Source organism: Pseudomonas sp. MF6396, from assembly GCF_002018915.1.
Classification (GTDB): Bacteria; Pseudomonadota; Gammaproteobacteria; order Pseudomonadales; family Pseudomonadaceae; genus Aquipseudomonas; species Aquipseudomonas palmensis.
Genome location: NZ_MVOK01000019.1, coordinates 107,962 through 116,991, shown reverse-complemented (window position 1 = coordinate 116,991; position 9,030 = coordinate 107,962). Strand labels below are relative to the sequence as shown.

The window sequence follows — 9,030 nt, the reverse complement described above, 5'->3', positions numbered from 1 at the left end:
TTCTTTTCGGTCACTTGATTGACTGCTTGGATTTTGAATTCTTCGGGGTAACGCGGGTTGCTCATGGCACCTCCTAATTGGCCTCAGTTTAAGGCAAAGAGGTGTCTACGAAACCCGGGGCGATTCAAACCCCGATAGACCATCCTCGCATGTAGTACCTAGATATTTCTTTGAGCTTTATCGACTCGTGTGATCGAGGAGCCAGGTAAAAATGCCTTTCGATGAAGGAGCGAAGAGACTCGTGCGGTTGGATGGTGAGCAGCAAGGAGGAGTACCCAATATTTCGAGGCACCAGAGGGGGCAGTAGAGGGGATCTCTGCTCGGAGCCCCAAAGGCTCCAAGCGAGACAGACTTTAATATTTACGATCAGGAGTGCCTGGGCCTGACCGGCCCCTTACTCCACCGTCACCGACTTGGCCAGGTTGCGGGGCTGGTCGACGTCGGTGCCCTTGAGCACGGCCACGTAGTACGACAGCAATTGCAGCGGGATGGTGTACAGGATCGGTGCCAGCGCATCGACGATGTGCGGCATGGCGATCACATGGGTGCCCTCGCCATTGCTCATGCCAGCCTTCTCGTCGGCGAACACGATCAGCTCGCCGCCACGGGCGCGCACTTCCTGCAGGTTGGACTTGAGCTTCTCCAGCAGCTCGTTGTTCGGCGCCACGGTAACGACCGGCATGTCGGCATCCACCAGCGCCAGCGGGCCGTGCTTGAGCTCGCCAGCCGGGTAGGCTTCGGCGTGGATGTAGGAGATTTCCTTGAGCTTGAGCGCCCCTTCCATCGCCACCGGGAACTGCGCGCCACGGCCCAGGAACAGGGTGTGATGCTTGTCGGCGAACAGCTCGGACGTCTTCTCGATGGTGGCGTCCATTGCCAGCGCTTCGCCCAGGCGTACCGGCAGACGACGCAGTTGCTCGACCAGTTCGGCTTCGACGCCAGCCGGCAAGGTGCCACGCACGCGCCCCAGCGACAGGGTCAGCAACATCAGCGACACCAGCTGGGTGGTGAACGCCTTGGTCGAGGCCACGCCGATTTCCGGGCCGGCACGGGTCAGCAGGGTCAGGTCCGATTCACGCACCAGCGAGCTGATGCCAACGTTGCAGATGGCCAGGCTGGCAAGGAAGCCCAGCTCCTTGGCATTGCGCAGCGCCGCCAGGGTGTCGGCAGTTTCGCCCGACTGGGAAATCGACACGAACAGGGTGTCGGGCTGCACCACCACCTTGCGGTAGCGGAATTCACTGGCCACTTCGACCTGGCACGGAATGCCGGCCAGTTCTTCGAGCCAGTAACGCGCAACCATGCCCGCGTGGTAGCTGGTGCCGCAGGCCACGATCTGTACATTGCGCACCTTGGGGAACAGCTCGGCCGCCTTGGGGCCGAAAGCCTGCACCAACACGTGATCCGAACCCAGACGGTCTTCCAGGGTGCGCTGCACCACAGTGGGCTGCTCGTGGATTTCCTTGAGCATGAAGTGGCGGTAATGGCCCTTGTCGGCCGCCTCCGCACCTTCGTGGTACTGCACCGCCTCGCGCTGCACCAGCTGGCCATCGACGGCCCAGATGGTGATCTGGTCGCGGCGAATCTCGGCGATGTCGCCCTCCTCCAGGTACATGAAGCGGTCGGTGACCTGGCGCAGAGCCAGCTGGTCGGAGGCCAGGAAGTTCTCGCCGTGGCCCAGGCCGATCACCAGCGGGCTGCCGCTGCGGGCGGCCAGCAGGCGGTCTGGTTGGCTGGCGCTGATCACCGCCAGGCCATAGGCGCCATGCAGTTGCTTGACGGTCGCCTTGAGGGCGTCGGCCAGGTCCGGCAGGCTTTTGAGGGTGTGGTGCAGCAGGTGCACGATCACTTCGGTGTCGGTCTGCGAGGTGAATACGTAGCCCAGGCCCTTGAGCTGTTCACGCAGCACATCGTGGTTCTCGATGATGCCGTTGTGCACCACCGCCAGGTCGTGGCTGGAGAAATGCGGGTGTGCATTGCCTTCGGTTGGCGCGCCATGGGTCGCCCAGCGGGTGTGGGCGATACCCAGGTTGCCGACCAGCGGCTCGGCGGCAACGGCCGCTTCCAGCTCGCTGACCTTGCCGATGCGACGACGGCGTTCAAGGTGGCCCTGCTGGGTGAAGACAGCCAGGCCAGCACTGTCATAACCGCGGTATTCCAGGCGCTTGAGGCCTTCGATCAGGATGGTGGTGATGTTGCGTTCGGCGACGGCGCCCACGATTCCACACATAGATGTTGCTCCTAGCTGATAGCGGCACAGATGAGGTTGATGCCGCGGGCTTGAATTTGATCGCGTGCCTCCTGGGGCAGGCGTTCGTCGGTAATCAGGGTATTCACGCTGGCCCAGGGCAGCTCCAGGTTGGGAATCTTGCGCCCGACCTTGTCCGACTCGACCATCACGATCACTTCGCGGGCCACCTCGGCCATCACCCGGCTCAAGCCCAGCAATTCGTTGAAGGTGGTGGTGCCGCGCACCAGGTCGATGCCATCGGCACCAATGAACAGCTGGTCGAAATCGTAGGAGCGTAGTACCTGCTCGGCAACCTGGCCCTGGAACGATTCGGAATGCGGGTCCCAGGTGCCGCCGGTCATCAGCAGTACCGGTTCGTGTTCCAGTTCGCTCAGGGCACGGGCCACGTTCAGCGAGTTGGTCATCACCACCAGCCCCGGTTGCTGACCCAGTTCGGGGATCATCGAAGCCGTGGTGCTGCCGCTGTCGATGATGATGCGCGCATGCTCGCGAATCCGCGCCACGGCGGCACGAGCGATGGCCTGTTTGTAGAGAGAGATGGGCTGGCCCTGGTCGGCGAACAGTTCCTGAGGCAGGGTCACCGCGCCACCGTAGCGGCGCAGCAGCAGGCCGTTGGCCTCCAACGCGGCGAGGTCCTTGCGAATGGTGACTTCGGAGGTTTCGAAACGCTTGGCCAGTGCATCCACACTCACCTCGCCCTGCTCATGCAGCAAGGCCAGGATGTTGTGGCGGCGTTGAGGTGTGTTTCGTTTCGACATGAGAAGTTAAGTTTCGATTCGAAAGATAATGACGTCAATCAAAACCTAAAGCTTTCATTTGGTCAAGCAGGCAATGAAACTATTTCTGTGGATAAGGCGTTGCTGGGGTCAGGTTATCCACACTCGAATGCCAGGCAAAAAAAAAGCCGACTTATGCACAATGCGGTCGGCTTTTTCAGAGCTGTGGACAACTCAGCTCTTCTTGATCTTCTCTGGCCGTTTCCAGCCATCGATGTTGCGCTGACGACCGCGGGCCACGCCCAACTGGCCAGCCTCGACCGTTTGGGTGATGGTGGACCCCGCAGCGGTGGTGGCCCCATCGAGGATATCCACAGGCGCCACCAGCGAGTTGTTGGAACCGATGAAGACATCCTCGCCCAGTACGGTACGGAATTTGTTGGCCCCGTCGTAGTTGCAGGTGATGGTGCCGGCGCCGATATTGGTGCGCGCCCCCACCTCGGCATCACCCAGGTAGGTCAGGTGGCCTGCTTTGGCACCTTCACCCAGGTGGGCATTCTTCAGTTCGACAAAGTTACCCACATGCGCACGGGCATCCAGCACGCTGCCCGGGCGCAGCCGCGCGAACGGACCGGCATCGCTGCCCTCGCCCAGCACGGCACCTTCGAGGTGGCTGTTGGCCTTGACCACTGCGCCCTTGCGCAGGGTACTGTTCTTGATCACGCAGTTCGGGCCGATGACCACGTCATCCTCGATCACCACGCGGCCTTCGAGGATAACATTGACGTCGATGAGCACGTCACGCCCCACGATGACTTCGCCGCGCACGTCGAAACGCGCCGGGTCACGCAGGGTCACGCCCTGGGCCATCAGGCGACGACCTTCGCGCAATTGATAATGACGCTCCAGTTCGGCCAACTGACGACGGTCGTTGGCGCCCTGCACTTCCATCGGGTCCAGCGGCTGCTCGGTGGCCACCACCAGGCTGTCGGCCACTGCCATGGCGATCACGTCGGTCAGGTAGTACTCACCCTGTGCGTTGTGATTCGACAGGCGACCCAGCCACTCGGCCAACCGAGCCCCCGGTACGGCAAGGATGCCGGTGTTTCCTTCATTGATCGCCTTCTGTGCGTCGCTGGCATCCTTGTGCTCGACAATGGCAGCCACCTGGCCCTGGTCGTCGCGCACGATACGGCCGTAGCCGGTCGGGTCGGCCAGGGTCACAGTGAGCAGGCCCAGTTGCTGCGGGTTTACCCTGGCCAGCAAACGCTGCAGGGTGTCCACCTCGATCAGCGGTACATCGCCGTAGAGGATCAGCACGGTGTCGGCACTGAGCGCCGGCAAGGCCTGAGCCACGGCGTGGCCTGTGCCCAGCTGTTTGTCCTGCAACACGAAATTCAGGTCATCGGCAGCCAGTCGCTCGCGAACCAGCTCGGCACCATGTCCGATCACCACGTGAATACCCTGGGGCTCGAGCTGGCGGGCGCTGTGGATAACATGGCCAAGCATCGAGTTGCCGGCGACCGGGTGCAGTACCTTGGGCACGGCCGAGCGCATGCGTGTGCCCTGGCCTGCCGCGAGAATAACGATATCGAGAGACATTGACTGGCTACCAAATCCGGGGAGAGGTCGATGAATGACCGAAATGAGATATGCAGAAAAAGAAAAAGGGTAGCCGAGGCTACCCTTTAACTCAATCGCGGCGAAAGCAATCAGCCTGTAGGCCGAATTACCTTCCCTTGCGCAACTGCTGGACGGTGCGCAGCTGAGCTGCGGCTTCGGCCAGACGTGCGGCAGCGGCGCCGTAGTCGAACTCCGCGCCTTTGGCGTTCAGGGCGTTCTCGGCAGCCTTGAGGGCTTCCTGGGCCTGAGCTTCGTCCAGGTCGGCAGCACGTTGCACGGTATCGGCAAGCACCTTGACCATGTTCGGCTGGACCTCGAGGAAACCACCAGAGATGTAGAACACCTCTTGGGCGCCACCCTGCTTGGTCAGCGTGATCGGACCAGGCTTCAGATTAGTGATCAGCGGGGCGTGGCCTGGAGCGATACCAAGATCACCCAGGTTGCCGTGCGCAATCACCATCTCGACCAGGCCGGAGAAGATCTCTCCTTCCGCGCTGACGATATCGCAATGGACTGTCATAGCCATCTGCTTGCCTCAACCTGATTAGCGCCCCTCGCGGGGCGCCGGGATTACAGTTTCTTGGCTTTCTCGACTGCTTCTTCGATGCCGCCGACCATGTAGAACGCTTGTTCTGGCAGGTGGTCGTAGTCACCGTTGAGGATGCCTTTGAAGCCAGCAATGGTGTCTTTCAGGGAAACGTATTTGCCTGGAGAACCGGTGAAGACTTCAGCCACGAAGAACGGCTGGGACAGGAAGCGCTGGATCTTACGAGCACGGGAAACCAGTTGCTTGTCGGTCTCGGACAGTTCGTCCATACCCAGGATCGCAATGATGTCCTTCAGCTCTTTGTAGCGCTGCAGCACGTACTGAACGCCGCGAGCGGTTTCGTAGTGCTCGTTGCCGATCACGTTCGGGTCCAGCTGGCGCGAAGTCGAGTCCAGTGGATCGACCGCTGGGTAGATACCCAGGGAGGCGATGTCACGGGACAGTACGACGGTGGCGTCCAAGTGGGCGAAGGTGGTGGCTGGCGACGGGTCGGTCAGGTCGTCCGCAGGTACGTATACGGCCTGGATCGAGGTGATCGAACCTTCCTTGGTCGAAGTGATACGTTCTTGCAGAACGCCCATCTCTTCAGCCAGGGTCGGCTGGTAACCTACCGCCGAAGGCATACGGCCCAGCAGTGCGGATACTTCGGTACCGGCCAGGGTGTAACGATAGATGTTGTCGACGAACAGCAGAACGTCGTTACCTTCGTCACGGAACTTCTCGGCCATGGTCAGGCCGGTCAGCGCTACGCGCAGACGGTTTCCTGGTGGCTCGTTCATCTGACCGTAGACCAGCGCTACCTTGTCGAGAACGTTGGAGTCCTTCATCTCGTGGTAGAAGTCGTTACCCTCACGAGTACGCTCACCCACACCGGCGAACACGGAATAACCGCTGTGCTCGATGGCGATGTTACGGATCAGTTCCATCATGTTTACGGTCTTGCCTACACCGGCACCACCGAACAGACCAACTTTACCGCCTTTGGCAAACGGGCAGACCAGGTCGATAACCTTGATGCCGGTTTCCAGCAGGTCGTTGCCGCCTGCCTGGTCAGCGAACGAAGGTGCTTCGCGGTGAATGCCCCAGCGCTCTTCTTCACCGATCGGACCAGCTTCGTCGATCGGGTTGCCCAGCACGTCCATGATCCGGCCCAGGGTCGCTTTACCGACCGGTACGGAGATGGCTGCGCCGCTGTCGACGACGTCCAGACCGCGCTTCAAGCCTTCGGTCGAGCCCATCGCAATGGTACGGACCACGCCGTCGCCCAGCTGCTGCTGAACTTCCAGGGTGGTTTCCGCGCCTTGTACTTTCAGTGCGTTGTACACGCTCGGCACGCTGTCACGTGGGAATTCCACGTCGATGACGGCGCCGATGATTTGAACGATACGTCCGCTACTCATAGCTGGATCCTCTGAATATTTGAACCGTTAAACCGCGGCAGCGCCGCCGACGATTTCCGAGATCTCTTGGGTGATCGCAGCCTGACGCGCCTTGTTGTAGATCAGCTGCAATTCGCTGATCAGGTCGCCGGCGTTGTCGGTGGCGTTCTTCATTGCGATCATCCGCGCAGCTTGTTCGGCCGCGTTGTTCTCGACCACCGCCTGGTAGACCTGCGACTCCACGTAACGCACCATCAGGCCGTCCAGCAGCTCCTTGGCGTCAGGTTCGTAGAGGTAGTCCCAGTGGTGCTTGAGTTCTTGATCCGGGGTTGCAACCAACGGAATCAACTGCTCGACCGTTGGGGCTTGCGTCATGGTATTGATGAACTTGTTCGATACCACGGACAGACGATCGATACGACCATCCAGGTAAGCGTCCAGCATGACCTTGACGCTGCCGATCAGATCATTGATCGACGGCTCTTCGCCCAGGTGGCTGATCGCTGCAACGACGTTACCGCCGTAGCTGCGGAAAAACGCCGCACCTTTGCTGCCCACCACGCACAGGTCGATTTCGACCCCTTGCTCGCGGTTGGCTGCCATGTCCTTGACCAGGGCCTTGAACAGGTTGGTGTTCAAGCCACCGCACAGACCACGGTCACTGCTCACAACCACATAACCGGCGCGCTTGACAGGGCGTTCGATCATGAAGGGGTGGCGGTATTCCGGGTTGGCGTTGGCCAGATGACCAATCACCTGGCGGATACGCTCCGCATAGGGACGGCTAGCAGCCATGCGCATTTGAGCCTTGCGCATCTTGCTGACCGCCACTTTTTCCATGGCGCTGGTAATTTTTTGCGTGCTTTTGATGCTCGCAATCTTACTGCGAATCTCTTTTGCGCCTGCCATGTAACACCTATCAGGTTAGCAAGCGGGGGCTGCAAAGCCCCCGCTGCGGCTTACCAGGTTTGGGTGGCCTTGAACTTCTCGATACCGGCTTTGATGCCAGCGTCGATTTCGTCGTTGAAGTCACCCTTCACGTTGATCTTCGCCATCAGTTCGGCGTGATCACGGTTGAAGAAAGCGATCAGCGCTTGTTCGAAGCTGCCGATCTTGGTGATTTCGACGTCGGTCAGGAACCCACGCTCAGCGGCATACAGCGACAGCGCCATGTCCGCGATGGACATTGGAGCGTATTGCTTCTGCTTCATCAGCTCGGTAACACGTTGACCGTGCTCGAGTTGCTTGCGGGTGGCTTCGTCCAGGTCAGAAGCGAACTGGGCGAATGCCGCCAGTTCACGGTACTGAGCCAGAGCGGTACGGATACCACCGGAGAGCTTCTTGATGATCTTGGTCTGAGCGGCACCACCTACACGGGATACCGAAACACCGGCGTTCACTGCAGGGCGGATGCCCGAGTTGAACATGGCCGATTCCAGGAAGATCTGACCGTCGGTGATCGAGATCACGTTGGTCGGAACGAACGCGGAAACGTCGCCAGCCTGGGTTTCGATGATCGGCAGTGCGGTCAGCGAACCGGTCTTGCCAGTTACGGCACCGTTGGTGAACTTCTCTACGTACTCTTCGGAAACGCGCGATGCACGCTCCAGCAGACGGGAGTGGAGATAGAACACGTCACCTGGGTATGCTTCGCGTCCTGGTGGACGGCGCAGCAGCAGGGAGATCTGACGGTAGGCAACAGCCTGCTTGGACAGGTCATCGTAGACGATCAGTGCGTCTTCGCCGCGGTCACGGAAGAACTCGCCCATGGTGCAACCGGCGTATGGCGCCAGGAATTGCAGTGCGGCGGATTCCGAAGCACTGGCAACCACCACGATGGTGTTGGCCAGGGCGCCGTTTTCTTCCAGCTTGCGAACGATGTTGGCAACGGTCGAACGCTTCTGGCCGACAGCAACATACACACAGAAAATACCGGAGTCTTTCTGGTTGATGATGGCGTCGATGGCCATGGCGGTCTTGCCGATCTGACGGTCACCGATGATCAGCTCACGCTGGCCACGGCCGACAGGGATCATGGCGTCAACCGATTTGTAGCCAGTCTGTACAGGCTGGTCTACCGATTTACGCCAGATAACGCCCGGTGCAACCTTTTCAACAGCGTCGGTCTCGGTGTTGTTCAGCGGACCTTTGCCATCGATTGGGTTACCCAGTGCGTCGACGACGCGACCCAGCAGTTCCTTACCAACCGGAACTTCGAGGATGCGGCCGGTGCACTTGGCGCTCATGCCTTCAGCGAGGGTGTCGTACGCGCCCAGTACTACCGCACCAACGGAGTCTTGCTCCAGGTTGAGGGCCATACCGAACACGCCGCCCGGAAACTCGATCATTTCGCCGTACATAGCGTCGGCCAGACCGTGAATCCGCACGATACCGTCAGAAACGCTGACGACAGTACCTTCGTTGCGGGCTTGGGAGGCTACATCGAGTTTCTCGATGCGGCCCTTGATGATTTCACTAATTTCGGAAGGATTGAGTTGCTGCATTGCTCTGCTG

The 9,030-nt window shown here is 60.2% G+C and carries 7 protein-coding genes; all 7 read right to left on the bottom strand.

Annotation, left to right across the window (positions count from 1 at the left end; translation table 11 throughout):
* Positions 1–394: 394 nt before the first annotated feature.
* Positions 395–2,230, bottom strand: coding sequence for a glutamine--fructose-6-phosphate transaminase (isomerizing) (gene glmS / locus MF6396_RS19250; protein ID WP_078481309.1), 1,836 nt, complete (start codon positions 2,228–2,230; stop codon positions 395–397).
* A gap of 11 nt (positions 2,231–2,241) precedes the next feature.
* Positions 2,242–3,009 (bottom strand): DeoR family transcriptional regulator, encoded by a 768-nt coding sequence (locus tag MF6396_RS19245; protein WP_054916063.1) that lies wholly within the window; start codon positions 3,007–3,009, stop codon positions 2,242–2,244.
* Positions 3,010–3,201: 192 nt separating this feature from the next.
* Positions 3,202–4,569, bottom strand: coding sequence for a bifunctional UDP-N-acetylglucosamine diphosphorylase/glucosamine-1-phosphate N-acetyltransferase GlmU (glmU, locus tag MF6396_RS19240; protein ID WP_078481308.1), 1,368 nt, complete (start codon positions 4,567–4,569; stop codon positions 3,202–3,204).
* 127 nt (positions 4,570–4,696) lie between these two features.
* Positions 4,697–5,116: a F0F1 ATP synthase subunit epsilon gene (locus MF6396_RS19235; protein WP_043860662.1), complete on the bottom strand. Its 420-nt coding sequence runs from the start codon at positions 5,114–5,116 to the stop codon at positions 4,697–4,699.
* Between the two features lie 44 nt (positions 5,117–5,160).
* Positions 5,161–6,537, bottom strand: a complete 1,377-nt coding sequence (gene atpD, locus MF6396_RS19230) for a F0F1 ATP synthase subunit beta (protein WP_043860663.1) — start codon at positions 6,535–6,537, stop codon at positions 5,161–5,163.
* A 27-nt stretch (positions 6,538–6,564) separates the two neighbouring features.
* Positions 6,565–7,425: a F0F1 ATP synthase subunit gamma gene (gene atpG, locus MF6396_RS19225; RefSeq protein ID WP_054916061.1), complete on the bottom strand. Its 861-nt coding sequence runs from the start codon at positions 7,423–7,425 to the stop codon at positions 6,565–6,567.
* Between the two features lie 50 nt (positions 7,426–7,475).
* Positions 7,476–9,020: a F0F1 ATP synthase subunit alpha gene (gene atpA, locus MF6396_RS19220; protein ID WP_043860665.1), complete on the bottom strand. Its 1,545-nt coding sequence runs from the start codon at positions 9,018–9,020 to the stop codon at positions 7,476–7,478.
* Between the last annotated feature and the right edge of the window lie 10 nt (positions 9,021–9,030).

Coding starts and splice junctions, on each gene's coding strand:
- glmS (WP_078481309.1), bottom strand. CDS start 2,230: ATGTGTGGAATCGTGGGCGCCGTCGCCGAACGCAACATCACCACCATC.
- MF6396_RS19245 (WP_054916063.1), bottom strand. CDS start 3,009: ATGTCGAAACGAAACACACCTCAACGCCGCCACAACATCCTGGCCTTG.
- glmU (WP_078481308.1), bottom strand. CDS start 4,569: ATGTCTCTCGATATCGTTATTCTCGCGGCAGGCCAGGGCACACGCATG.
- MF6396_RS19235 (WP_043860662.1), bottom strand. CDS start 5,116: ATGGCTATGACAGTCCATTGCGATATCGTCAGCGCGGAAGGAGAGATC.
- atpD (WP_043860663.1), bottom strand. CDS start 6,537: ATGAGTAGCGGACGTATCGTTCAAATCATCGGCGCCGTCATCGACGTG.
- atpG (WP_054916061.1), bottom strand. CDS start 7,425: ATGGCAGGCGCAAAAGAGATTCGCAGTAAGATTGCGAGCATCAAAAGC.
- atpA (WP_043860665.1), bottom strand. CDS start 9,020: ATGCAGCAACTCAATCCTTCCGAAATTAGTGAAATCATCAAGGGCCGC.